Here is a 23,099-nt window from a genome sequence, read left to right as displayed (position 1 = left end):
CTAGTCACTGCTGCGCGCAGCCGGCGCGTTTTTCCCGGCCGGCAGCGCTTTCAGGCCGGCGGCACAAGCCACGATGCCGGCGATGAACAGCAGTTTCACCACGCTGAAGGGTTCCACGCCGGTGGCCATCGCCCAGCCGACGGTGAGCGCAGCGCCGATGCCCACCCAGATCGCGTAGGCCGTACCCAGCGGGATACTGCGGATGGCCATGCCCAGGCCCAGCATGCTCAGGGTTGCGGTGACGGCGAAGACGATGGTGGGCAGGGGGTTGCTGAAACCGTCGGACAGGCCAAGGGCCGTTGCCCAGACTGCTTCAAGGACCGCGGACGCCAGGAGCACCAGCCACGGAAGCATGCCCCTCAGCATCACGCCACCACCTTCAGGCCAACCACGCAGGCCGCGATGCCGGAGAGCAGCAGCAGGCGCGCCGCCGTCGGGCGTTCAACTTTGGTGGCCATCGCGTAGGCGGAGGTGAGGACCACGCCCACACCCACCCACACAGCGTAGGCGGTGCCGGTGGGAATGGACTGCATGGCGACGGCAAGGCCGCCGGTACTGGCCGCCACGGCCACGAGGAAAAGGGCGGCAGGGGCGAGGCGCCGGCGTCCGGAAACCTGGGAGGTCCGGTGCAGGGCCGCGGCCCAGACGGCTTCCAGCGCGCCGGAAAGAATGAGGATTACCCACGACATGACAGATTCCTTTGGCCAGTCTTGTCGCATGCCGGGTACTGAACCGTCGTCCGGAGGCTCGGGTGTGAAGCCTTGGATTTCAGCGTAGCAACGCACGACGGCGGCCAGCCACCGTTGGTGCCCAACCTCACCACCTGCGGGTGCTTAGTTTGTGGCTTCCTGTGCGTCGATGGAAACCACGGCCAGGAAGCCGCGGCCCAGGATCTCGGGGGAATCGGCGTCCGAGCCGGCCACGGCGTCATAGCGGCCCAGCTCCACCGGCTCGCCGCCGCCCTGGCTGACCTTCGCCTGCCCCTGCAGCAGCACACCGAACTGTCCCTCAAACACGGGGTGGGCGCGCTTCCTGGACAGCTCAATGATCGATGTGAAGCCCTTGTAGGCCCCGGCCCGGGTGATGACGTTCAGGTCCCTGATGTCCCCGGTGGGCAGCTTGGCTGCAGTTGCGGCCCCGCCGTCGAACCGGAAGGGACGGTACTTCTCCAGGGGCTGCTCCGCGCCATCGACGGAGAGCAGGAGCAGCTCCCCTTCGATAACCGTCAGGACGCGCTCCATTCCCGCAAAGGCCGAGAAGTCCCCTGCCTTGGCAATGTCAGCGATGCTCACCCGCCAGTCGAAGCCGCCGTCTTCGGAGCCCTGGCGTGCGATTTCCCTGGTTACCCCGCCGCCGTTGCGCCACGGTTCGGCCTTGAGCTCTGCGAAGCGGATGATCTGCATCAGCCCAGCCTAGTTTGCTCCTGCGGGCGGCATCGCAGTTGCGTCCCGTCCCTGCTAATCTCCTGCGGGGGGTCAACACGAAAACAGCCTGAAGGAGCCGGGAATGTTCGTCAAAGTGTGTGGTCTCAGCACGCCCGAATCGGTGCGCGAAGCAGTGGATGCCGGCGCAGACGCCGTGGGGTTCGTGCTCACCGCCAGCCCCCGGGTCGTCTCGCCGTCGCAGGCGGCTTCGCTGCTCGCAGGGGTCCCCAAAACCGTCTCTCCGATCGGGGTGTTCCGCGACGAACCCGTGGCCGACGCCATCGCCATCGCCCGGGCCGCAGGCCTGGAATGGATCCAGCTGCATGGCAGCCGGTCCCGTGCGGACGTGACAACCGTGCACGACGCCGGCATGAAGCTGGTCAGGGCCATCACCATGGGTGCCGCGCAGGATGAGTTCGAAGACTGGGGCGAGGACTTGCTCCTGATTGATGCAGCCGTGCCCGGATCCGGCGAGTCCTGGGACTACGCCTCCGTGGCGGCCCTGCCGGTGCTGCAGGGACGGACCTGGCTGCTGGCCGGTGGGCTTGAACCCGGGAATGTGGGCCAGGCATCGGCAGCCGCCCATGCCTGGGGCGTGGATGTTTCTTCCGGTGTGGAGGCATCCCGGGGCGTGAAGGACCTGGCCAAGGTCCGGGCTTTCGTGCACGCCGCCAAGGACGCCGCCACGGTCTAGATACTGTCCTGCCTCGCCACCGGCGGTTATCAGGGCAGGATCAGGGGAGTCCCCCACCCTTTTGTCAGAGGGGCGGGGGCACAATGGGTGCATGAAGACACTTCTGAACATCATCTGGCTGGTTTTCGGCGGCCTCTGGCTGGCCCTGGGCTATTTCCTGGCGGGCGTGGTCTGCTGCCTGCTGATCGTCACCATCCCGTGGGGCATTGCCTCGTTCCGGATCGCCGCCTACACCCTGTGGCCCTTTGGCCGGATGGTGGTGGACAAGCCCGGCGGCACCGGTGTCTTCTCGCTGCTGGGCAATGTGATCTGGCTGCTGGTAGCAGGGATCTGGATCGCCATTGGCCATGTGGTCACGGCGTTCGCCATGGCCATCACCATCGTCGGCATTCCGCTGGCCATCGCCAACCTGAAGCTCATCCCGGTGTCCCTGATGCCGCTGGGCAAGCAGATCGTGCCCACCAGCACGCCTTTCGTGAGCACCTATCCGGTCAGGACGTACCGCTAGCCGGTTCCGCCGGGCCGCAGGGCGCGGAGGACGCAGAACTCGTTGCCGTCCGGGTCGGCCATCACCACCCACGTCGCGGCCACGCCTTGGCCCACCGACACCTGCCGGGCACCCAGTTCCTCCAGCCTCGCCACTTCGGCGTCCTGGTCCTCCGGTCGGAGGTCCAGGTGGAGCCGGTTCTTAAGTTCTTTTTGCTCCGGGACCTTGAGGAAGAGCAGGTCGGGCAGCACGCCGTCTTCGGTGCTGCCTGCCGGCGGCTCCAGCACGATCTCGTCATCCTCTTCATGGGTCCGGCGCCATCCAAGCGCCTTTTCCCAGAAGGCTGCGGGAATGCTGGGATCGGTCGAATCAACAGCGATGGCTTGGATGCGCAGGCTCATCCGTGCAGTGTGGCACAGCTCCCGGCTAAATCGAAGCAGGTCCCCGAAACCGGCAGCTTCTCAAAGCTGCCGGAACGCCCCGTTCCGCAGGATGGCCACCGAATCGCTCTGGTCCAGTTCAGCCGCGATGTCCAGGTCCCCGGCGTACCCGGCCCCGGACAGCTCCCGGCCGCTGGAGCACTGCTGCAGCACCTCCCGCAAGCGCGGTTCGGCGGATTCGTAGACAGCCATGGCCGCCACCGCTTCCGGTGCATAGCCGTGCCGGCCGTCCCCGGCTTCATAGCCGCCCTTGCCCGTGGCCACCAGCCCGGCAATGAACGCGCCCGCTCCAATCTGGTCCTCCACGGCAGGGCGAAGGGTGCCGTCCGGCCAGCGCTCACCGGCGGCAACCACCGCCACCACCGCGTCGTCCGGAAGGTTGGCGGCCACCCACTCCGCTGTTGCTGCCGCGTTCCGCAGGCACACCGCGGCCACCAAAGGCACCGCCCCGGCCAGCGACTGGCACAGTTCCGATCCGTTGGGGGATGGCAGGACCACTCTTTCCAGCGCCGCCGCAGTCCGGAGGCTTTCCGGGGACAGGCTCAGCCCGCCGCCGTCGCGCGGCCCCGCCAGCTGCGCCTGATGGTGGGCCGCGAAATCCTCCGCGCTGGTGTCACGCCACCGGTAGGGGAAGACGTCGGCGCCCCGGTCCAGTGCCACGCTGACACAGGTGCCGAAGGACAGCACGTCCACCACCACCGCGATGTCCGCGCCGGGTGCCACCGTCAGCGCCCCGGCGAGCCCCCAGTCCAGCCGGACCGCGAACGGGAGCTGCCGGTGGGCAGCATTGGCGGAGAACGTGTGCCGGGGGCTGGAGCCGGGCGCGTTCATGCCAGCTCGCTTTCCAGGTTGCGGTGTGCCGCGTCCAGCCACAGGTCCCTTGCCCGCCGGTGGTGGAAGAGCGGGTCCAGTTCCAGCAGCTGGCGCACGACGGCGGCCCGGCCGGCTGCGAAGTCGGCGTCGCCGATATGCGCGTAGTCCTTCCGTACGGCGGCGACGTAGCGGGCGTACTCGTCCGGTTCGCCGCCCAGGATGGACAGGTCGGCGTCGCAGAGGAGGGCCCCGTCGCCGTCGCCTGGTTCCGGCCGGTGGTCGGATGTGAGCCGGACCAGCCGCGCCGTTTCCGCCACCTCTTCCTCCGGCAGCCCGGCCTCCTCAAGGCGTTTCTCGGCGAGCCGTGCGGATTCCTCCTCATCCTGGCCGGCGGCCCCGCGGTACACGGCGTCGTGGAACCAGGCGGCCAGCAGCACGGTCCGCGGCGCCTCGTCCGGTTCGGTGAGCAGGTCCAGCGCCTCCAGCACGGAGAGCAAATGCGTGCAGCCGTGGTAGTGGCGGTGCGGCTCGCTCCACCGGTCCAGCAGGTCCAGGAACAGCGCATCATGGCCCGGCATGATGGCCTCCCACCGGTTCAGCAGCGGGACCTTCAGCGCCTTGTTTCGCCGGCGGGCAGGGATCCGCAGGCCGCTGGCGATGAGCCTGCGGACCAGGACCCTGGCCTCCACGGACACCGCGCCAGCCGCCACCAACTCGTCGAAGCGGCGCTCCGGCACGTCGTAGTGGTCGCCGTCGAACGCCCGTTTCGGGATCCCGGCGGCGGCAGCGAAGGCATGAAGCTCGGCCAGGGACGAATCAGAGACCAGGTGTGAAAAGAGGGTTCCGTGTGCAGGCCACAGCGGCGGGTCAATGTAGATGGCCATGGAAGCGAGTCTAGTGCTGCAGTACTTCCGGAAGCCGGGGGCCCGCGGGACAGGTGCAGCTCCTTCTTTGCGCCCATAATCGGTTTCTGGTTCCGTATTTGCGGGCTAGAATCGCCGAATGGCCCTTATCCGCGTTTCCGAAGCTGCCCGGTTCCTCGGCGTGAGCGATGATACCGTCCGCCGCTGGACCGAGAACGGAACCCTCACCCCGGGCCGTGACAGTTCCGGCCGCCTCGCGGTCGACGGGCTGGAACTGGCGGCCCACGCGCAGAAGCTTGCCCAGCTCCCGGACGACCCCAAAGGCGGCAGCAGTTCCGCGCGGAACCGCTTCGTGGGCCTGGTGACCAACGTGATCACGGACAAGGTGATGGCCCAGGTGGAACTGCAGTGCGGACCCTTCCGGGTGGTGTCGTTGATGAGCAGCGAGGCGGTCCGCGAACTGGGTCTCGAACCGGGGGCCGTGGCCACCGCCGTCGTCAAGGCAACAACGGTCATTATCGAAGCCCCGAAGGGGAAGGCCACGGCATGAGCCTGCGGAACATGACCATCCGGATGGCCCGGTTCTCCACCGCGCTGCTTGCCCTGGGCATCCTCCTGCCGGCCGCACTTAGCGGATGTGCCGCGCAGGGCAGTGCCCCCGACTCCAGCACCGGCGGCACGCCAAGCGGCACCATCACCGTTTTCGCCGCCGCCTCCCTCAAAGCCACCTTCACCGAGCTCGCCCACACTTTCGAAGCGCAACACCCGGGAACAAAGGTGACCCTGAGCTTCGCGGGATCCTCCGACCTCGCCGGCCAGCTCAGCCAGGGCGCCCCCGCTGACGTCTTCGCTTCCGCGGACACGGCCAACATGAAGAAAGTGCAGGACGCAGGCCTCGCGGACGGGACGCCGAAAGAGTTCGCCACCAACACCCTGGCCATCGCCGTACCTCCCGGCAACCCGGCGGGAATCACATCGCTGCAGGACCTGGCCCGGCCGGGCATCAAACTGGTCACCTGCGCCCGGCAGGTTCCATGCGGGGCCGCCACGGCCAAGGTGGCGCAGGCGGCGGGGCTAGCCTTGAGCCCGGTCAGCGAGGAAAACGCCGTCACCGATGTCCTGGGCAAGGTCACTTCCGGCGAGGCCGACGCCGGGCTGGTGTACGGCACGGACATCAAAGCCGCCGGCTCCAGCGCGAAAGGCATCCCGTTTCCGGAAGCCGGGAGTGCGGTCAACACCTACCCGATTGCCGGCGTTGCCACTGGCCGCAACAAGGCCACCGCCCAGGCCTTCCTGGACCTGGTCACCGGGCCGGAAGGCCAAAAGGTCCTGGCCGCCGCAGGATTCGGCCCGCCCGCCCAGGGCGCGGGCAGCAAGTGAGCCGGCAGGGGGAGGTGGCCCGGCAGCAAGGACGGCCTGAGGCGCGCCCGCGCACCCACCCAGCCGGGTACTCCGGCATCCCGGCCTGGGTGCGGGCGCTGGCAGCCGTGGCCGCCGTCGTCGTCGTGCTTCCGCTGCTGGCCATGGTGCTGCGCGTGGACTGGGCCAACTTCATTCCGCTGGTGACGTCCGGGCCGTCGCTGACGGCGCTGGGGCTGAGCCTGCGGACCTCTGCCGCCAGCACCGTGCTGTGCATCGTGCTGGGTGTGCCGCTGGCCCTGGTCCTGGCCCGGGATACCTTCCGCCTGCAGGGCCTGTTGCGCTCGCTGGTGCTCCTGCCGCTGGTGCTTCCCCCGGTGGTGGGCGGCATCGCCCTGCTCTATACCTTCGGCCGGCAGGGGCTGCTGGGACGGACCCTGGACGTGTTCGGTCTGCAGATTGCCTTCTCCACCACGGCGGTGGTCCTGGCGCAGACGTTCGTGGCGCTGCCCTTCCTGGTGGTGAGCCTGGAAGGCGCCTTACGGACCTCCGGATCCCGGTATGAGGCGGTGGCCGCGACCCTGGGCGCCAGGCCCGGCACCGTCTTCCGGCGCGTCACGCTGCCCCTCGTCCTGCCCGGCCTGGCGTCCGGTGCCGTCCTCTCCTTCGCGCGGAGCCTGGGCGAGTTCGGTGCCACGCTGACCTTCGCCGGCAGCCTGCAGGGGGTGACCCGCACCCTGCCGCTGGAGATCTACCTGCAGCGCGAAACGGACCCGGACGCCGCCGTCGCCCTGTCCCTGGTCCTGGTCGCCGTGGCCGTGGCGGTGGTTGCCCTCGCTTACCGCCGCCCGGCAGCAGGCCGCGCCGGGCCAGGGCAACGGACGACGGCGGCAGCCCCGGCAGGAGGGAACGCCCAGTGACGCTGTCCTTCCAGGCAGCCGTGGCCGGGCGGGGTTTCGACGTGGCCCTGACCGTCCGGCCGGGCGAAACCGTGGCCGTCATGGGGCCCAACGGCGCCGGCAAATCAACGCTGCTGGCCGGCATCGCCGGCCTGCTGCGGCCGGACAGTGGCAGGGCCGAACTCAACGGCAGGACCCTCTTCGACCTCGACGGATCCCGGCACACGTGGTCACCGCCGCACAACCGGGGCACGGCCCTGCTCGCCCAGGAACCCCTGCTCTTTCCCCACCTGAGCGTCCTGGACAATGTCGCCTTTGGTCCCCGGAGTGCCGGTGTGTCAAGGAGTGAAGCCAAGGAGCGGGCACTGCGCCTGCTGGTTGACGTTGAAGCGGACCATCTTGCCGCACGTCGTCCTGCCGAGCTCTCGGGCGGGCAGGCCCAGCGCGTCGCCGTGGCCCGGGCGCTCGCGGCCGACCCCGCCCTCCTCCTGCTCGACGAGCCGCTGGCCGCCCTGGACATCCACTCCGCGCCGCTGCTGCGCCGCCTGTTCAAGCGTGTCCTGGCCGGGCGGCAAGCCATCATCGTCACCCACGACGTGCTGGATGCGTTGATGCTCGCGGACCGCGTGGTGATCCTGGAGGGCGGCAGGATCGCGGAAGAAGGTCCAACCCGGACCGTGCTGGAGCGCCCGCGGAGTTCTTTCGCTGCCGGACTTGCCGGGCTGAACTTCGTTCCCGGCACCCTGGACGGAACCGGGGTCCGGACCGATGGCGGCCTCAGGATCGCCGGGCACGACGACGAACCCGGCCAACTGCCCACGCCGGGCGGTTTCGGCGTCGCGGTGTTTCCGCCGTCGGCCGTTTCCGTGTTCCTGACGGACGCCCATGGAAGCCCGCGGAACTCGTTTGCCGTCACCATCACCGACCTTGAGCCGCACGGCGACCAGGTCCGCGTCCGTGCCGGAAGCCTGGCCGCGGACATCACGCCGGCCGCCTCCGCCGACCTGGCCCTGGTTCCCGGCATGACGGTGCACTTCGTGGTGAAGGCTGCGGCCGTATCGGTGTACGGGACCTAGGGGGCGGAACGTAGGGCCGCAGCGGACTTCCGCAGGACGGTATGCTGTGCAGCATTGCGCGATCTTGGGGGAGATAAATGGAAAACGGAGCGCCCGTCCTATTGGTGGACGATCTTGAAGCATGGAAAAAAGTTGAAAAGCAGGTTGTAAGAAGCTGCAAGGGCATGGGCGCTATGACCACCCTGTTTTCCATCCTCTTCCTTGCCAGCGGGGCGTACTGGGCAGGGGTGGTCTTCCCGCTTCTGCGCGGCGATATCGCCTTCGGCCATCCCGCCTATTACTCCTACCGCACCGAGAGCGACCTGGCCCTGCTGTTCGTGGTGGCCAGCCTCGTCATCTACTACGGGACCGGCATCTATTTCCGGCACCGCATCCGCAAGGGTTACGTGGCCCTCGGCATGACGCCCGAAGGAACCTTTTCAAACGTTCGCCAAGCCGAACCTGCCGCCGCCGCGGAGCAGTAGCGCCGAATCCCGCGCCGTCCGGCGGGAAGGGACCTCCTGCTCTGGACAGCCGTTTCGCCGTGGGCAAACATGGCTACTGGACCTCGCCGTCCAAAGTTGAGCGTAGTAGACTCAACTTAGTCAACAAGCCCCCGAAAGGAGCTCTCTTTGGACGTCAAATTCACCACCAAGAGCCAGGAGGCTCTTTCCGCCGCGGCAATGAACGCCTCGACGGCCGGCAACCCGCAGGTGGAACCGGCCCACCTCCTCAAGGCGCTGATGGATCAGCGGGAGGGCGTGGCCGTCGCGCTGCTCCGCGCCACCGGCGCCGACCCAGATGCCGTCAGCGTCCAGGCCAGCAGCGCCATCAAGGCCCTGCCCGCCACGTCCGGAGGCTCCAGCCAGCAGGCACAGCTGTCCCGGCCCGCCCTGCAGGCCATCCAGCAGGCCAAGGAGGAAGCTGACCGGCTGGGCGACAGCTTTGTGTCCACCGAAGTGCTCCTGGTAGGCCTGTCCGCCGGCAATGATGCCGCTGCCCGCCTGCTGCGCGACGCCGGCGCTTCCCGCGAAGCCCTGCTCGCCGCGCTGCCCGGTATCCGCAATGACCGCAAGGTGGACAGCCCGGACCCGGAGAACACCTTCCAGGCGCTTGAGAAGTACGGCACGGACCTCACTGCCATGGCCCGGGCAGGCAAGCTGGACCCCGTGATCGGCCGCGACTCGGAGATCCGGCGCGTGGTCCAGGTCCTGTCCCGGCGCACCAAGAACAACCCGGTGCTCATCGGTGAGCCCGGCGTGGGCAAGACCGCCGTGGTGGAAGGTCTGGCGCAGCGGATGGTGGCCGGGGACGTCCCGGAAAGCCTGCGCGGCAAGACCCTGATCTCCCTGGATTTGGGCTCCATGGTTGCCGGTGCCAAGTACCGCGGAGAGTTTGAAGAACGGCTGAAGGCGGTCCTGGAGGAAATCAAGGGCTCCGATGGCCAGATCGTCACCTTCATTGACGAGATCCATACCGTGGTGGGGGCAGGGGCCACCGGCGACTCCTCCATGGACGCCGGCAATATGCTCAAGCCAATGCTGGCCCGCGGCGAGCTGCGGCTTATCGGGGCCACCACCCTTGACGAGTACCGCGAGAACATCGAGAAGGACGCCGCCCTGGAACGCCGCTTCCAGCAGGTGTATGTGGGCGAGCCCAGCGTGGAGGACACCATTGGCATCCTCCGCGGCCTGAAGGAACGCTACGAGGCGCACCACAAGGTGTCCATCGCCGACTCTGCCCTGGTGGCGGCGGCCACGCTGTCCAACCGCTACATCTCCGGCCGCCAGTTGCCGGACAAGGCCATCGACCTGGTGGATGAGGCAGCGTCCCGCCTCCGCATGGAAATCGACTCCGCCCCGGAGGAGATCGACCAGCTGCGCCGCCAGGTGGACCGCCTGACCATGGAGGAGCTGGCCTTGAGCGGGGAGTCGGATCCGGCGTCCATCGAGCGGCTGGCGGCCCTGCGTGCGGACAAAGCAGATAAGGAAGAGGAACTGTCCGCGCTGAATGCCCGGTGGGAAGCCGAGAAGGCCGGCCTCAACCGGGTGGGTGACCTGAAGGCGAAGCTGGATGAGCTGCGCTCCGCCGCCGACAAGGCCCAGCGCGAAGGTGACCTGGAGACGGCGTCGCGGATCCTCTATGGGGAGATCCCGGCCCTGGAGCGCGAGCTGAATGCCGCCGCCGAAGCCGAGGCTGCCGTGACGGACAAGCCGGCTCAGATGGTGGCGGAGGAAGTGACCGCGGAAGACATCGCCGAGGTCATCTCGGCGTGGACTGGCATCCCCGCCGGCCGCATGCTGCAGGGCGAAAGCCAGAAGCTGCTGCACATGGAGGAGGAACTGGGCCGGCGCCTGATCGGCCAGGCCAAGGCCGTGCAGGCAGTGTCCGACTCCGTCCGCCGCGCGCGGGCGGGCATCAGCGACCCCAACCGCCCCACCGGCTCGTTCCTGTTCCTGGGCCCCACCGGCGTGGGCAAGACGGAGCTGGCCAAGGCCCTGGCTGACTTCCTGTTCGACGACGAGCGCGCCATGGTGCGCATCGACATGTCCGAGTACAGCGAGAAGCACAGCGTGGCCCGCCTGGTCGGAGCGCCTCCGGGATACGTGGGCTACGAGGAAGGCGGCCAGCTCACCGAGGCCGTCCGCCGCCGCCCGTACTCCGTGGTGCTGCTGGACGAGGTGGAGAAGGCGCACCCCGAGGTGTTCGACATCCTCCTGCAGGTGCTCGACGACGGCCGCCTCACCGACGGGCAGGGCCGTACCGTGGACTTCCGCAACGTGATCCTGGTACTGACCTCCAACCTGGGCAGCCAGTTCCTGGTGGACCAATCGCTGAACGCCGAGGCCAAGCGCAACGCCGTGATGGCTACCGTGAACGCGTCCTTCAAGCCGGAGTTCCTGAACCGGCTCGACGAGGTGGTGCTCTTCGACGCCCTTACCGTGGAGGAACTGGCGCACATCGTGGAACTGCACGTGGCGGAACTGGGGCGGCGGCTGCACGAACGGCGGCTCACCCTCGACGTTACTGATGGCGCCAAGGCATGGCTGGCGCTGTCCGGCTACGACCCCGCCTACGGCGCCCGGCCGCTGCGCCGCCTGGTGCAGCGCGAGATCGGCGACCGGCTGGCCAAGGCCATCCTCGCCGGCGAGATCAGCGACGGCGACACCGTCCTGGTGGATACCGCGCCAGACTTCGGCGAACTCACCGAATCCAGCGTCGATACGCTGACCGGTGCCCGGAGCTCAGGGCTGTCGGTGCGTCGGAAGGACTAGCCGCGGGTGAAGGTGGAGGTGTGCTGCCCTGTCAGGCTGACTGTCAGGGCAGCACGCTTGCGTTGATCACGTTGCCGCCGTCGGCCGCGACGTAGCAGTCCACCCGCCGGTCGCCTGATCCCCAGCTGGTGCTGCTGGGGTAGCTGCGCTGGTAGTTGAGTGGGAACTGCTTGGCCGCCGGGCTGAGCTTTGCTGCCTGGCAAACCTCCAGCGCCTTGGCCTTGAGCGGGTCAGCGCCGGGGTAGTCGCCGTCGTCCGGGTATCGGAGGGTGGCAACCAGCTGGGACGAATGGGGCGTATCGCACGGCACCACCGTGGACGTCAGCGCCTGGGGGTCGAAGTCCTTGAAGCAATCACCGACGGCGTACGCTGCCGGCGCCACCCCTTCCCGGGGGAGGGGCTGGGGGCTGGCGGGCGGAGTGACGGCAGTCTGCAGTACGCCCGGCGCAGCAGCTTTCGGCGCCTGGGTGCCCGACGAGGAGTTCAGCCACATGGCAAGCCACACCAGCGAGCCCGCAACAGCCAGGATCACGACGGCGAAAAACACCTTCCAGTACGCGGGCCGCCTGTTGGTGTGCCTCTCCGGGGCGGGCTCGTGGCGCGGTTGGGACCAGGTGACGGATTCCGGGGCGGGGGCCGAAGTGCCGTTCCCGCCGGGGACTTTCGGCAGGTTTCCGGTGCGTGGCGGCGAGGAGGGTTTCGGCGGAAGGTCCTGCTGGTTCACGGGTGCGCATCCTCCTGGTTTTGGTTCCGCGGCTCGCCAATGGCCAGACAAAATTGGCAGTTCTTAAGTGACTCTACCGAAGAAAAATGGCGGAATCCTGCGGGCCGGAGTGCGTCATGGTACCCCACGCGCCCCTCCGGGCCTCCTGGCGGCAAGCGGGGCCCGCCGAAAGCATGTAATCTAGGTGTACGACAAATTGACCAAACATTCCGGGGCCTCACCGATCGCCAAGGTGACCACCTCCGGTCCAAGTACAAAAGGGGGTCACGCCATGGGGCGCGGCCGTCAAAAGGCAAAAGCTACCAAGCAGGCTCGGGACATCAAGTACTACTCCCCGAACACTGACTACTCGGCACTTCAGCGTGAGCTGACGGGCCCTGCCAGTCGTTCAACGAGCCGATATTCGAATGAGCCGGTCGAACCGGATTATTCGGCTTATGTGGACAAGTACGCGGATGATTTGGATGACGATGACGACGAGGTAGACCACCGTCGCATCGGCTAGTTGTCGCTGGCCGTCGCTGCGCTAGAGCAGTTGGCACTCAGTCGCAATAACCTTCGCCACGCTGCTTTCCTTGCAGCACCCCAAAGTGCTGACCTCGCTCAAGAGGCCCGTTGAGGCATGCCTGTTTCCGGCATGTCCCCACGGGTCCTTTCGCCGTTCCCGCCTGACATGCGGGCCCGCCTGACAGGCATGAGGGTCTTGGGCGGCCCATCCTCTTCCAGGAACGGAAGGATAAGGCTGGTAAGCGTAGCGGGCCGTTCCATCGGCAGGCCGTGGGACGTGCCGGGAACCACCGCCAGCTGTCCGTTCGGCAGTGCCTCATACAACGAAATGGCGTGGGGCAGGGTAACAATGTCGTCGTCCCCGACAGTCACCAGCACCGCCTGTTGGATCCGCGAGATCTGGGATGTCTTGAGTGACGGCTCGCTGCTGATCAACTGCATGGCTTTCCGGGCTACTTCCTCAAAGTGCCCGGGTCCATCAGGAGAACGCTCGGCGTAGGCCCGGCCAAGCTCTTGGAAGACCGGCGAATCCGGGTCCATTTCCACTTGCTGAACGCCGTCCACGTCGTAGTTCGCGCTGATGACAACCATTTTTTTCACCAGGTCCGGCCTCGCGAGCGCCACCAGGAGGGCGACAATGCCGCCGTCGCTCCAGCCAACCAAATGCGCGGGCCCGCCCACGACTGTTTCGAGGACGCTGATCGTCTCCCGGGCCATATCGTCGTAGTGGAAGTCCGCATCAGTATCCGCCGTATATCCGTGTCCGCGGCGGTCGAACGCGATAACGCGGTAGTGGCTCGACAGCCCCGCCCCGAGCGTGTTGAGGAGGGCGTCGCTGTTGCTGAGGCCACCGTGAAGCAGGAGCAGCGGAACGCCCGCACCACCCCGGTCTTCCACCCACGTCGGGTGCCCGTCAATGTCGAGGAAGCCGGCCATGTTCGTGTACTCCCATTCCGGATCGACCGCTGCTGATGTGCCGCCATGCGGTGTACCCAGCGGATCTTTCTGGCGCTATTTTCCCCCGCCGAACCTTGTGGCTCAAGGGGTCCGTGTACCGTTGGTCCCATGCCAAAAGTTGAGGGATACCGTCACGGCGAGCCCTGCTGGGCGGATCTGCAGACCCCCGATGTTGCCGCCGCCAAAGACTTCTACGGCCGCATATTCGGCTGGACCTACCAGGACTTTCCCACTCCGGACGGCCGCAGTTACGCCCAGGCCTTCGTCGGCGGCGAGCTGGTGTCCACGATCGCGCCGCAAAGCCCCCTGCAACTGGAAGCAGGCACTGCCGCCAGGTGGAACATCTACTTCTCCGCCAAGGACGCCGCGGACGTGCTGGAAGAAGCGCGCCACGCCGGCGGTACTGCCCTGTTCGGCCCGGAGAGCGTAGGCGATACGGGAGTACTTGGCTTCCTGGCCCCTCCCGGCGGCGGAACCACGGGCATCTGGCAGCCCGGAACGCACTACGGAAGCCACGTGTTCAACCAGCCCGGTGCGCTGGCGTGGGCGGAACTGTTCACACCAGAGACGCCTGTCGCCGTCGGTTTCTTCCAGCAGCTGTTCGGGCACGAGGTCACCGAGTACCCCCAGGACGACGGCGGCAGCTACAGCACGCTGCTCATCGACGGCAGCGAGGTGGCTGGCGTCGTACCTGCCGACGAAGGCGAGCAGGCCGACTGGCAGGTCTACTTTGGCGTGGCGGACGTTGCCGGGGCGGCAGCGGAGGCCCAGGCAGCGGGCGGCGAAGTCATCGTGGAGCCGGACGAATACCCTGTCGACGGCTCACTGGCCACGATCAGGGACCCGCAGGGCGGAGTGCTCAACCTGATCCAGATCGCTTAAATGCATCGAGTGCTGAGTATTTGTCGTTCCCAGGCGTGAAAACGACAAATACTCAGCACTCGATGAAAGGTATTAGGCGTAGGCGTTGACCAGGCGGACCGCGCCGCCGTCCACGCCCTTGGCGCCCTGCACGTAATCCGGGCCGGACTTGTCGATCGAGCCGGAGTCCGCAGCGACGGTGCCCATGATCCAAGACGGCAGCCCGCGCTCGTTGAGGCGGCCAACGGCGGCATCCGCAGCTTCGGCGGAAACAATGGCCACCATGCCCACGCCGAGGTTCAGCGTGCGCTCCAGGTCCGCGAGCGGGACGTTGCCCAGCTCGGACACCAGCTTGAAGATGGCCGGCAGTTCCCACGTGGCGCGGTCAACTGTTGCCACCAGGCCCTGCGGGAGGACGCGGGCCAGGTTGGCGGCCAGGCCGCCGCCGGTGACGTGGCTGAAGCCATGGATGGCTGCGCCGGCGTTTACGGGGAAGGTGCGGGCGAGGTCGAGGCAATCGGCCGCGTAAACGCGCGTCGGTTCCAGGAGTTCTTCACCCAGGGTGCGGCCCAGTTCGGAGACCTGGCGGTCCAGGGCCCAGCCGGCGTGGTTGATGACGCGGCGGACCAGGGAGTAGCCGTTGGAGTGGAGGCCGGATGAGGCCATGCCAATCACAACGTCCCCGGCGCGTACGCGGTCCGGGCCCAGCAGCGCATCGGCTTCCACCACGCCGGTGGCTGCCCCGGCAACATCGTATTCATGCTCGCCCAGCAGGCCGGGGTGCTCGGCGGTCTCGCCGCCCACCAGGGCGGTGCCGGCCACCGAGCAGGCGGAGGCGATGCCGCGGACGATGCCCGCGATGCGCTCGGGGACCACCTTGCCGCAGGCGATGTAGTCGGTCATGTACAGCGGTTCGGCGCCCACCACAACGATGTCGTCCACCACCATGCCCACCAGGTCGAACCCGATGGTGTCGTGGATGTCCATGGCCTGCGCGATGGCCACCTTGGTCCCCACACCATCGGTGGAGGTCGCCAGCAGCGGCTTCTCGTAGGTCAGCAGCCTGGAGACGTCGTAGAGGCCCGCGAATCCGCCCACCCCGCCGATCACCGAGGAGTTGTGGGTTGCCTTCACGGCATCCTTCATGAGCTCGACGGCGCGGTCCCCGGCTTCGACGTCCACACCTGCGGAGGCGTAGGTGATGCCGGAGTTTTCTGCGGCGGTGTTAGCGGAAGTCATACGGACTCTTTCTTGTCGGCGCTGGTGGCGGCGGGTACGTCGGGCACAAGGTCGGCTTCGGTCAACAGGTTCTCGAATTCGGAGTCCGGACCCGGGTCGCAGCCGGTGGCACCGGACTTCTCCGCGGGATCCTCGGTGGCGTCCACGGCAAGGGCTGCGGTTTCACCGGGAAGCGCGGAAGGGGAAGGCTTCAGGCCGCCCAGGTCCGTGCGCTCCAGCAGGTTCTTGCCCAGCTTGTCCGCATCCGGAAGCTTGATGGGGTACTTGCCGGTGAAGCAGGCGGTGCAGAGACGTTCGCGCGGCTGACGGGTGGCGCCGATCATGCCGTCCTCGGAAATGTAGGCCAGCGAGTCAGCGCCGATAGCCTGGGAGATCTCTTCAATGGTGGCGCCATTGGCGATCAGTTCGGCCCGGGAGGCGAAGTCGATGCCATAGAAGCAGGGCCACTGGACCGGCGGCGAGGAGATTTTGACGTGGACAGTGGCGGCGCCGGCCTCCCGGAGCATCCGCACGATGGCCCGCTGGGTGTTGCCGCGGACGATCGAGTCATCCACCACTACGACGCGCTTGCCGCGGATTACGGATTCCAGTGCGTTCAACTTGAGCCGGATGCCCAGCTGGCGGAGGGTCTGGGACGGCTGGATGAAGGTCCGGCCCACGTAGGAGTTCTTGACGAAGCCGTGCGCGAAGGGAATACCGGATTCTTCGGCGTAGCCTACGGCCGCCGGGGTACCGGATTCCGGCACGGGGATAACGATGTCGGCTTCGTGGGTGTTCTCCCGGGCCAGCTGCCGACCCATCTCCACGCGGGACTCATAGACGGAACGGCCGGCGATGGCGGCGTCCGGGCGCGCCAGGTAGACGTATTCGAAAACGCAACCGGCCGGCGTCGGCTCCGCGAAGCGCTGGGACCGCACGCCTTCCTCATCGATGGCGATGAACTCGCCCGGCTCGATCTCGCGGATGAAGCTGGCACCAACGGTGGCCAGGGCGGACTGTTCGGAGGCGACCACCCAGCCGCGCTCCAGCCGGCCCAGGACCAGCGGGCGGATGCCGAAGGTGTCACGGGCAGCGTAGAGGGTTCCTTCATCCATGAAGACGAAGCAGAAGCCGCCCTTGATCTTGGGCAGGAGTTCCAGGGCGGTTTCTTCGAGGGTCTTGCCCGGCTCGCCCTCCAGCAGGGCGGTGACCAAGGCAGTGTCCGAGGTGTTGCCCTGCTTCATCTCACCGGTGAGCTGGCCACCGTTGCGCTCGGTGATCATGGCGTTGAGTTCCACCGTGTTGGTCAGGTTGCCGTTGTGCGCCAGGGCCACCGTGCCCGTGGCGGTGGCGCCGAGGGTGGGCTGCGCGTTGGCCCAGTGGCTGGCGCCGGTGGTGGAGTAGCGGCAATGGCCCACGGCCAAGTGCCCGGTCAGGGTGTTCAGGGTGGTCTCGTCGAAGACCTGGGACACGAGGCCCATGTCCTTGTAGACGTTGATCCGTTTGCCGTCGCTGGTCGCTATGCCAGCCGACTCCTGACCGCGGTGCTGCAGTGCATACAGCCCGTAATAGGTAAGTTTTGCTACTTCCTCACCCGGTGCCCAGACGCCGAAGACGCCGCAAGCGTCCTGGGGGCCTTTTTCGCCGGGGAGAAGATCATGGGAAAGTTTTCCGTCGCCGCGTGCCACTGATCGATTATCGCACGATATGGGGTATGACTTTTCCGGCTGCCGGTTTGTGACCTGCTACCCCTGGGGATCGGTATCGGGTTCCGAGTCCGGGACGGCTTCCACCACGGCCCGCTGCTGCCGCTTCACGCTTCGACGGTCAAGGACCAACGCCAGGCCCGCGCCAAGGATGGCGCCAATGGCAGCGAACATGATCAGGAAGAAACCAAAGACGGACCCGGGATCGAACGAGGCATCGCCCGGAACCGCATAAGCCACCACTGCGGCAGCGACAATTCCCACCACAGCACCCAGGATCAGGAATGGAACATACTTGGGTGCCCGGCGGACGGTCACTTCGCGCCGCTCGGCAGGGGTTTCCTCAAAAGCCATGCCATCCAGCCTACTGCCGGACTTTCGCCCCCGTGTAACGGGAGCAAGCGCATGGTAGGTACATAGGTCCAAAGGTTGCTAGCCAACTGCCCGCTCACTGATATATCTATTGACAGGGAATGTGTCCGCTGTCATATTTCCCCTGAGAGTTTTGTGCACCGTGTTGCGTATTACGCAATCCATTGCGTGCACCGTAAGGGCATGATGAGGTCCCCGGACATGGCATGTCAGCTAGATTGGCACTTGGTGCCGACTCACCGGATCCAGCCGGATCCAGGAAAGGAACACAAGACCATGGTCCATAAAGTCCAAGCAGTAGTGGTTAAGGAAAAGAACGCTCCGGTGACGCTGGAGACCATCCTGGTGCCGGATCCGGGCCCGGGCGAGGCGCTGGTGGACATCCTGACCTGCGGTGTCTGCCACACGGACCTGCATTACAAGCAGGGCGGCATCGGGGATGACTTCCCCTACCTGCTGGGCCATGAGGCCACCGGGGTGGTCAGTGCCGTGGGTCCCGATGTCACCTCGGTGGCGCCAGGGGACCGGGTCATCCTGAACTGGCGCGCGGTGTGCGGTGAGTGCCGTGCGTGTGCCAAGGGCCAGCCGCAGTACTGCTTCAACACCCACAACGCCACCCAGAAGATGACCCTCGAGGACGGCACGGTCCTGTCCCCGGCCCTGGGCATCGGTGCCTTCGCCGAGAAGACCCTGGTGGCCGCCGGGCAGTGCACCAAGGTGGACCCCGACGCTGACGCCGCCGCGGTGGGGCTGCTGGGCTGCGGCATCATGGCCGGCATCGGGGCTGCGATCAACACCGGTGAGGTCAAGCGCGGCGAGTCCGTGGCAGTGATCGGCTGCGGCGGCGTGGGCATCGCCGCGGTCGCCGGCGCGAAGCTGGCCGGTGCGACGACGATCATCGCCGTGGACATCGACGACAACAAGATTGAAATGGCCAAGTCCCTCGGCGCCACCCACGGCGTGAACTCCCGGCAGGAAGACGCCGTGGAAGCCATCCGCGCCCTCACCGGAGGGCACGGCGCGGACGTGGTGATTGACGCCGTCGGCCGTCCCGAAACGTACAAGCAGGCGTTCTACGCCCGCGACCTTGCCGGCCGCGTGGTCCTGGTGGGCGTCCCGACGCCGGAGATGACGCTGGAACTGCCGCTGCTGGACGTCTTCGGCCGCGGCGGATCGCTGAAGTCCTCCTGGTACGGCGACTGCCTGCCCTCCCGTGACTTCCCCATGCTCGTCTCGCACTACAAGCAGGGCAACCTGGACCTCGAGGCCTTTGTCTCCGAACGCATCACCATTGATCAGGTGGAGGAAGCCTTCGGCAAGATGCACGAGGGCAAGGTCCTGCGCTCTGTTGTAGAAGTCAGCCCGGTGGAGATCTGATGGCCGTGACCATCGAGAACCTGGTCACCTCGGGGACGTTCTCGCTCGACGGCGGCACCTGGGACGTGGACAACAACGTCTGGATCGTGGGCAACGACGAGGAATGCGTCATCATCGACGCGCCGCACGACGCTGCCGCGATCATCAACCAGGTCCGCAGCCGCAAGGTCAAGGCCATCCTGCTCACGCACGCGCACAATGACCACATCGGCGCCGCCCGCGAAGTAGCTGACGCTCTGGGCGCCCCGGTCCTCCTGAACCAGGAGGACCTGGTGCTGTGGGAGCAGGTCTACCCGGACGCCAAGCCGGACCGCTACCACGCCGACGGGGACGTGTTCGAGGTGGGAGGGGCAACCCTGAAGGCGATCCACACGCCGGGGCACTCGCCGGGATCCACCTGCTTCTACCTGGAGAGCGAAGGTACGGTCTTCACCGGGGACACGCTGTTCAACGGCGGTCCCGGTGCCACAGGCCGGTCCTACAGCGATTACCCCACCATCCTGACCTCCATCCGCGAACAGTTGCTGACGCTGCCGGCTGAGACCGTGGTCCGTACCGGCCACGGGGACAGCACCACCATAGGAGCGGAGCAGGAAACGTTGGCGAAGGTTCCGGAGTAGCAGGCGGAAAGCCGCCTGGCGGAAAGGACGACGGCGACATCCGGCATTGTGCCGAATGTCGCCGTCGATGCTCCTATAGTCGTCAAACTGGGGATGGGTTTGCGCTGGTAGTGACAGGTTGTCCTGCGTTGGAGCCCGGGCGGGGTGTTGGGATGCTGCTTGTAGGTCTAGCCTGTAGGTGAGTCGGGAAGTTCGTTCGCTTTTGCAGGTACCCGTTCTTAGGTAGCTGTTCTCCTTTTCACGGTGGGGCCAGGGTGGCAGCAGGAGACTAACAGGCGCCTTTGGGTTTTTTAAGGGCGAGCGAACGGAACCAATATGGCTACTGGCTATCAACCTGATTCGGCGTCGTCTTCCTTCGGGAGCGTGTATGTCGTGACCGCTGAAGAGCTGGTGGGGCGGGGTTTGCGGGGGCTGCTGGAGGATAACGGGTTCGACGTTGCCGGTGAATCCCGGTCTGTGCGTCAGGCGGCCCGCCGGATCCCTGCGGTACGTCCGGATCTGGCTATCATCGACGATGTTCTTCCCGATGGTTCCGGTGCGGGGCTTTGCCGAACTATTGCAGCCGCTGATGCCACCATCCGGTGCGTGCTGATGACGGGCGAAACTGACGAAGCGGTTCTTATTGGCGCTATTCTGGCCGGTGCCTGGGGGTGTTTGTCACAACAGGACGACAATGAGGAGCAACTCAGGCTGATCCGGCGGGCAATGCACGGGTATACAGCCTTCAGTCGTCGTTTCCAGGCGGGTATCCTGGCCCCGATCCATGCTGACGGGACGAATGGGCCCGACGGTCGGTTGGGGATGCTTTCGAAGCAGGAACTGAAGGTAGCGATCGGGATTGCCCGAGGGCTGACTAACGGTCAGATCGGACAGGAGCTGTTTCTGGCCGAGAAGACCGTGAAGAACATGGTCTCATCGGTGTTGATGAAATTGCACATGGCACGAAGGACCGAGGTCGCGGTGTTCGTCTCCGGGGCACTTGAAAACACAGGAGACCTCGCACAGGAGTATCGACGGAGCCGTGACCCGGACCTGATCGCGGAAGTCACCGCGGCGTTGGTTATCTGCACGAGCGAGGCTGGCAACACGCCGCCGTCCAGCAGAATGTTGCTACTGGATGCCATGCGGCTTGCTGATACCTTGACGGTCACAAGGGCTAAGGCCCGTGTCGCAAGGTACTTGCAGGAAGGCGAATGAAGTTTGAAGGTCCTGAGGCCACGATTTCAGGACCGCCGAGTCCCCCGGCACAGACGCTGTGCCAGGGCGCGGCCAGCACTAAGGGGCCCGGGCAGGTTCCTCTCAGCGTCGTTTATTGGGGGCGTTGAGGGGACCTTGCGAGGCTGGGTGCGGTCAACGCCTCTGCTTGGACGGTGACGCGTGATCTCTAAGGGGGAAATGGGCACCGTCTAGAGAGAACCAATACCAGGTGGCGGTCAAACCGGGACGAACGGGTGGAAAACAATCATTACCGCCCACCCTTCGGCACTGCCCAGCTGCCCGGGAGTGCTTGTAAGAACAGCGGCTCAACGGAGGGCCCCTGGCAGGACCATGCCCAGTCAGGCTAGAAGCTGACCGACGGTCCTGAACTGATGGCGGTACTGTCAATATTTCTGAATCGGTTTAGCTCAAGAGCGTAGGGGTAACTATTACTTATCGTGGTTGAGCATCCGGCCGTACCGCGCTTGCGATAAGAGCTCCCATGACTTCCTGCACCAACACAGGGCCTAACCCAGCTCATTTCCCTCCTGGCATTCCGCCTGCGTAGCCGTGACAGGTCTGCCGCGTTCGGCATTGGCAACACTGCACCGGCGCGGCACCCGCACCGCAGGAGATGAGAGACCACCTGCTGCCCCGAAGGCGCGGCGGCAGGTGCTGGTGGCCTGGAGGGGTCACCGCCATGGGCCGGTGCCCGGTTGGGGGGCCGGCCCATGGTCTGCCCTCAGCCACTGGCCTCCGACTCGACACACCTTCAGCGTCGACTTCATTCGTAGGCACCTTCTGCCTGCCGGGGCCGACAGCCCGCACCAGCTGCGCGGCACAGGACAAACCGGGACGGACTGATGGCATCACCTCGAGAACCCAGATCACCCAGGCCCGGCCTGAAGGGCCAGGGGCTGCCGCTGAACAGGGAGAGGGTCCTATCAGCGGCACTGGAGGTGATTGATGCCCAAGGTGTGGCTGCCCTGACGATGCGGCGGCTTGGCCGGGAACTGGGCAGGGACCCGATGAGCCTTTACCGTTACACCGGGAACCGTTGCGCGCTGCTGGATGCCGTGGCCGGGCACGTCATGGACGATCTCCCCGTCTTGTCCGGGTACGGGGATTGGAAGGGCCAACTCCGCCTCCTGGCCCAGGAACTGCGCCTGGTGGCGCTCCGGCATCCCAACGTGGCGCCCCTTCTGCTCACCCGGCCGCTGTCTACACCACTCGGGCTCCGTCCGCCGGGCACTCTGCGTCCTCTCGAGAACATCCTCTCGCTGCTGACCGCCGCGGGCTTTAGACCCGCAGATACCGCCCGCGGCTACCGGGCCTTTCAAGCATTCCTTTACGGGCACATCCTCATCGAACTGCAGAAATATATCGTGGATCCGGACGAAGACGAACCGCTACTGCGGCTGGGACTGCAAAGGCTGCCTGCCCGGGCGTTTCCTCGGCTTAGGGCCCTGGCGCCCGCGATGGCCGGGTACGACGGCGCGGGCGAACTCGATCAGGGTCTCGACTTATTACTCACCGGCCTGGAAACGCAACTCGCTCCGCACCCTCTGTCAGGGAAGTGAATATTGCCTGCCACCCGTCGCGGCGCGCCCTCGATCCGCGGCCGGTGCGACTTCCCAGTATCCAGCCGTTTTGCCGGCCCTTTCGGCAATCGTCCATTTCCGCTCGTGTTAAAGGGCCGGGCAGCCCGGGAAGGAGCATAGTTGGACTATGGCCTCGAATGATTCCCGAAGTTACTACACCCGAGGTGATTCCTTCACCGTGGTCGCTTCACGGGAACACATCGAACACGCGCTCCTGAACTTTGGCGCCACCGATGTTCTTTTCAGCCAACGCGGACACCTGCACGCCATCGCCTTCAAGGCCTGCGGGCGGCAATTCCGCATCGTCCTTTCCGTGCCGCAATCCGACGAGCATCCAGCTGTCCACGGGGACCCCTTACCATCCGGGGAATCCGCAGCGAAGACACTGGACCTGAAGATCCGTAGATTCTGGTACGCCTTCGCCCTCTCAACAGACGCCAAACTCGCAGCGGCCGCTGCCGGCGTCGCTACCCTGGAGTCGGAATTTCTCGCCAACGTAGTACTTCCGGGAAACCACACCGTCATCGACGAACTCGAACCCGTCATTGCCTCGGCCTACCGCTCCGGGCAACGACCCTCTATCAGAGACGGAGCACCGCCGCAATTCATCTAGCCAGACCAGGGGCCGCGCACCGAACAACCGAGAGGAA

General features: G+C 66.3%; 26 protein-coding genes and 1 riboswitch. Of the genes, 15 read left to right on the top strand and 11 right to left on the bottom strand.

The window, feature by feature from the left end:
- From ACFO0G_RS11705 to ACFO0G_RS11695, 3 genes are all read right to left on the bottom strand, one after another.
- On the bottom strand, nucleotides 1–366 hold the full coding sequence (locus ACFO0G_RS11705; RefSeq protein WP_286404629.1) for a DMT family transporter: 366 nt from the start codon (nucleotides 364–366) through the stop codon (nucleotides 1–3).
- On the bottom strand, nucleotides 366–689 hold the full coding sequence (locus ACFO0G_RS11700; RefSeq protein ID WP_286399732.1) for a DMT family transporter: 324 nt from the start codon (nucleotides 687–689) through the stop codon (nucleotides 366–368). Before ACFO0G_RS11700 ends, ACFO0G_RS11705 begins: the two co-directional genes overlap by 1 nt.
- Before the next feature lie 10 nt (nucleotides 690–699).
- Nucleotides 700–765: riboswitch (guanidine-III (ykkC-III) riboswitch) on the bottom strand.
- 68 nt (nucleotides 766–833) lie between these two features.
- Nucleotides 834–1,403 (bottom strand): HutD/Ves family protein, encoded by a 570-nt coding sequence (locus ACFO0G_RS11695; protein WP_286399729.1) that lies wholly within the window; start codon nucleotides 1,401–1,403, stop codon nucleotides 834–836.
- Between the two features lie 103 nt (nucleotides 1,404–1,506).
- Here ACFO0G_RS11695 and ACFO0G_RS11690 point away from each other — a divergent pair, with 103 nt between their 5' ends.
- Nucleotides 1,507–2,118: a phosphoribosylanthranilate isomerase gene (locus tag ACFO0G_RS11690; RefSeq protein ID WP_286399726.1), complete on the top strand. Its 612-nt coding sequence runs from the start codon at nucleotides 1,507–1,509 to the stop codon at nucleotides 2,116–2,118.
- A 91-nt stretch (nucleotides 2,119–2,209) separates the two neighbouring features.
- Nucleotides 2,210–2,626, top strand: coding sequence for a YccF domain-containing protein (locus ACFO0G_RS11685; RefSeq protein WP_236799854.1), 417 nt, complete (start codon nucleotides 2,210–2,212; stop codon nucleotides 2,624–2,626).
- On the opposite strand, the gene ACFO0G_RS11680 is transcribed toward ACFO0G_RS11685, so the two are convergent.
- From ACFO0G_RS11680 to ACFO0G_RS11670, 3 genes are read right to left on the bottom strand one after another with little or no spacing between them, the layout of a single operon-like run.
- Entirely contained in the window at nucleotides 2,623–3,006 is a 384-nt protein-coding gene (locus tag ACFO0G_RS11680) for a VOC family protein (protein ID WP_286399720.1), read from the bottom strand. The genes ACFO0G_RS11685 and ACFO0G_RS11680 overlap by 4 nt on opposite strands.
- A gap of 60 nt (nucleotides 3,007–3,066) precedes the next feature.
- On the bottom strand, nucleotides 3,067–3,876 hold the full coding sequence (locus tag ACFO0G_RS11675) for a 2-phosphosulfolactate phosphatase (protein WP_286399717.1): 810 nt from the start codon (nucleotides 3,874–3,876) through the stop codon (nucleotides 3,067–3,069).
- A complete protein-coding gene (locus tag ACFO0G_RS11670) occupies nucleotides 3,873–4,742 on the bottom strand; it encodes a DUF4031 domain-containing protein (protein WP_286399715.1) in 870 nt (289 codons plus the stop codon). Before ACFO0G_RS11670 ends, ACFO0G_RS11675 begins: the two co-directional genes overlap by 4 nt.
- A 118-nt stretch (nucleotides 4,743–4,860) precedes the next feature.
- On the opposite strand from ACFO0G_RS11670, the gene ACFO0G_RS11665 reads away from it, so the two are divergent.
- From ACFO0G_RS11665 to clpB, 6 genes are all read left to right on the top strand, one after another.
- The gene (locus ACFO0G_RS11665; protein ID WP_286399713.1) at nucleotides 4,861–5,271 is read left to right on the top strand and encodes a TOBE domain-containing protein; all 411 of its coding nucleotides are present in this window, start codon (nucleotides 4,861–4,863) and stop codon (nucleotides 5,269–5,271) included.
- Complete coding sequence (gene modA / locus ACFO0G_RS11660; protein WP_376977744.1) at nucleotides 5,268–6,101, top strand: molybdate ABC transporter substrate-binding protein; 834 nt, start codon at nucleotides 5,268–5,270, stop codon at nucleotides 6,099–6,101. The genes ACFO0G_RS11665 and modA overlap by 4 nt, the downstream gene beginning before the upstream one ends.
- Complete coding sequence (locus ACFO0G_RS11655) at nucleotides 6,098–7,000, top strand: ABC transporter permease (protein ID WP_286399711.1); 903 nt, start codon at nucleotides 6,098–6,100, stop codon at nucleotides 6,998–7,000. Before modA ends, ACFO0G_RS11655 begins: the two co-directional genes overlap by 4 nt.
- Nucleotides 6,997–8,055, top strand: coding sequence for a sulfate/molybdate ABC transporter ATP-binding protein (locus ACFO0G_RS11650; RefSeq protein WP_286399709.1), 1,059 nt, complete (start codon nucleotides 6,997–6,999; stop codon nucleotides 8,053–8,055). Before ACFO0G_RS11655 ends, ACFO0G_RS11650 begins: the two co-directional genes overlap by 4 nt.
- 173 nt (nucleotides 8,056–8,228) lie before the next feature.
- A complete protein-coding gene (locus ACFO0G_RS11645) occupies nucleotides 8,229–8,519 on the top strand; it encodes a hypothetical protein (protein WP_376977741.1) in 291 nt (96 codons plus the stop codon).
- Between the two features lie 147 nt (nucleotides 8,520–8,666).
- The gene (gene clpB / locus ACFO0G_RS11640; RefSeq protein ID WP_286399706.1) at nucleotides 8,667–11,309 is read left to right on the top strand and encodes an ATP-dependent chaperone ClpB; all 2,643 of its coding nucleotides are present in this window, start codon (nucleotides 8,667–8,669) and stop codon (nucleotides 11,307–11,309) included.
- A gap of 43 nt (nucleotides 11,310–11,352) precedes the next feature.
- Here the strand turns inward: clpB and ACFO0G_RS11635 are convergent, their stop codons facing one another.
- Nucleotides 11,353–12,033: a septum formation family protein gene (locus tag ACFO0G_RS11635; RefSeq protein WP_286399702.1), complete on the bottom strand. Its 681-nt coding sequence runs from the start codon at nucleotides 12,031–12,033 to the stop codon at nucleotides 11,353–11,355.
- A gap of 271 nt (nucleotides 12,034–12,304) precedes the next feature.
- Here ACFO0G_RS11635 and ACFO0G_RS11630 point away from each other — a divergent pair, with 271 nt between their 5' ends.
- Nucleotides 12,305–12,538: a DUF3073 domain-containing protein gene (locus ACFO0G_RS11630; RefSeq protein ID WP_142135039.1), complete on the top strand. Its 234-nt coding sequence runs from the start codon at nucleotides 12,305–12,307 to the stop codon at nucleotides 12,536–12,538.
- Nucleotides 12,539–12,636: 98 nt separating this feature from the next.
- Here ACFO0G_RS11630 and ACFO0G_RS11625 read toward each other — a convergent pair whose 3' ends face one another.
- Entirely contained in the window at nucleotides 12,637–13,476 is an 840-nt protein-coding gene (locus tag ACFO0G_RS11625) for an alpha/beta fold hydrolase (protein ID WP_286399700.1), read from the bottom strand.
- Between the two features lie 129 nt (nucleotides 13,477–13,605).
- Here ACFO0G_RS11625 and ACFO0G_RS11620 point away from each other — a divergent pair, with 129 nt between their 5' ends.
- Nucleotides 13,606–14,379, top strand: coding sequence for a VOC family protein (locus tag ACFO0G_RS11620; protein ID WP_376977738.1), 774 nt, complete (start codon nucleotides 13,606–13,608; stop codon nucleotides 14,377–14,379).
- A gap of 72 nt (nucleotides 14,380–14,451) precedes the next feature.
- On the opposite strand, the gene purM is transcribed toward ACFO0G_RS11620, so the two are convergent.
- From purM to ACFO0G_RS11605, 3 genes are read right to left on the bottom strand one after another with little or no spacing between them, the layout of a single operon-like run.
- Nucleotides 14,452–15,597, bottom strand: coding sequence for a phosphoribosylformylglycinamidine cyclo-ligase (purM, locus tag ACFO0G_RS11615; protein WP_376977736.1), 1,146 nt, complete (start codon nucleotides 15,595–15,597; stop codon nucleotides 14,452–14,454).
- A complete protein-coding gene (gene purF / locus ACFO0G_RS11610) occupies nucleotides 15,594–17,264 on the bottom strand; it encodes an amidophosphoribosyltransferase (RefSeq protein ID WP_286399690.1) in 1,671 nt (556 codons plus the stop codon). Before purF ends, purM begins: the two co-directional genes overlap by 4 nt.
- Nucleotides 17,265–17,321: 57 nt before the next feature.
- Nucleotides 17,322–17,636, bottom strand: a complete 315-nt coding sequence (locus ACFO0G_RS11605; protein ID WP_286399688.1) for a hypothetical protein — start codon at nucleotides 17,634–17,636, stop codon at nucleotides 17,322–17,324.
- 294 nt (nucleotides 17,637–17,930) lie between these two features.
- On the opposite strand from ACFO0G_RS11605, the gene ACFO0G_RS11600 reads away from it, so the two are divergent.
- From ACFO0G_RS11600 to ACFO0G_RS11580, 5 genes are all read left to right on the top strand, one after another.
- Nucleotides 17,931–19,031: an S-(hydroxymethyl)mycothiol dehydrogenase gene (locus tag ACFO0G_RS11600; protein WP_286399685.1), complete on the top strand. Its 1,101-nt coding sequence runs from the start codon at nucleotides 17,931–17,933 to the stop codon at nucleotides 19,029–19,031.
- Nucleotides 19,031–19,651, top strand: a complete 621-nt coding sequence (locus ACFO0G_RS11595) for an MBL fold metallo-hydrolase (protein WP_286399682.1) — start codon at nucleotides 19,031–19,033, stop codon at nucleotides 19,649–19,651. Before ACFO0G_RS11600 ends, ACFO0G_RS11595 begins: the two co-directional genes overlap by 1 nt.
- Nucleotides 19,652–20,023: 372 nt before the next feature.
- Complete coding sequence (locus ACFO0G_RS11590) at nucleotides 20,024–20,848, top strand: response regulator (RefSeq protein ID WP_286399679.1); 825 nt, start codon at nucleotides 20,024–20,026, stop codon at nucleotides 20,846–20,848.
- 863 nt (nucleotides 20,849–21,711) lie between these two features.
- Nucleotides 21,712–22,428 (top strand): TetR/AcrR family transcriptional regulator C-terminal domain-containing protein, encoded by a 717-nt coding sequence (locus ACFO0G_RS11585; protein ID WP_286399676.1) that lies wholly within the window; start codon nucleotides 21,712–21,714, stop codon nucleotides 22,426–22,428.
- A gap of 148 nt (nucleotides 22,429–22,576) precedes the next feature.
- Nucleotides 22,577–23,062, top strand: a complete 486-nt coding sequence (locus ACFO0G_RS11580) for a hypothetical protein (RefSeq protein WP_286399673.1) — start codon at nucleotides 22,577–22,579, stop codon at nucleotides 23,060–23,062.
- Nucleotides 23,063–23,099 lie beyond the last annotated feature (37 nt).

Origin of the sequence: Arthrobacter sedimenti, from assembly GCF_042652025.1 — a bacterium.
In the GTDB taxonomy this organism is placed as follows: domain Bacteria; phylum Actinomycetota; class Actinomycetes; order Actinomycetales; family Micrococcaceae; genus Arthrobacter; species Arthrobacter sedimenti.
This window is presented reverse-complemented; position numbering and strand designations above follow the sequence as displayed.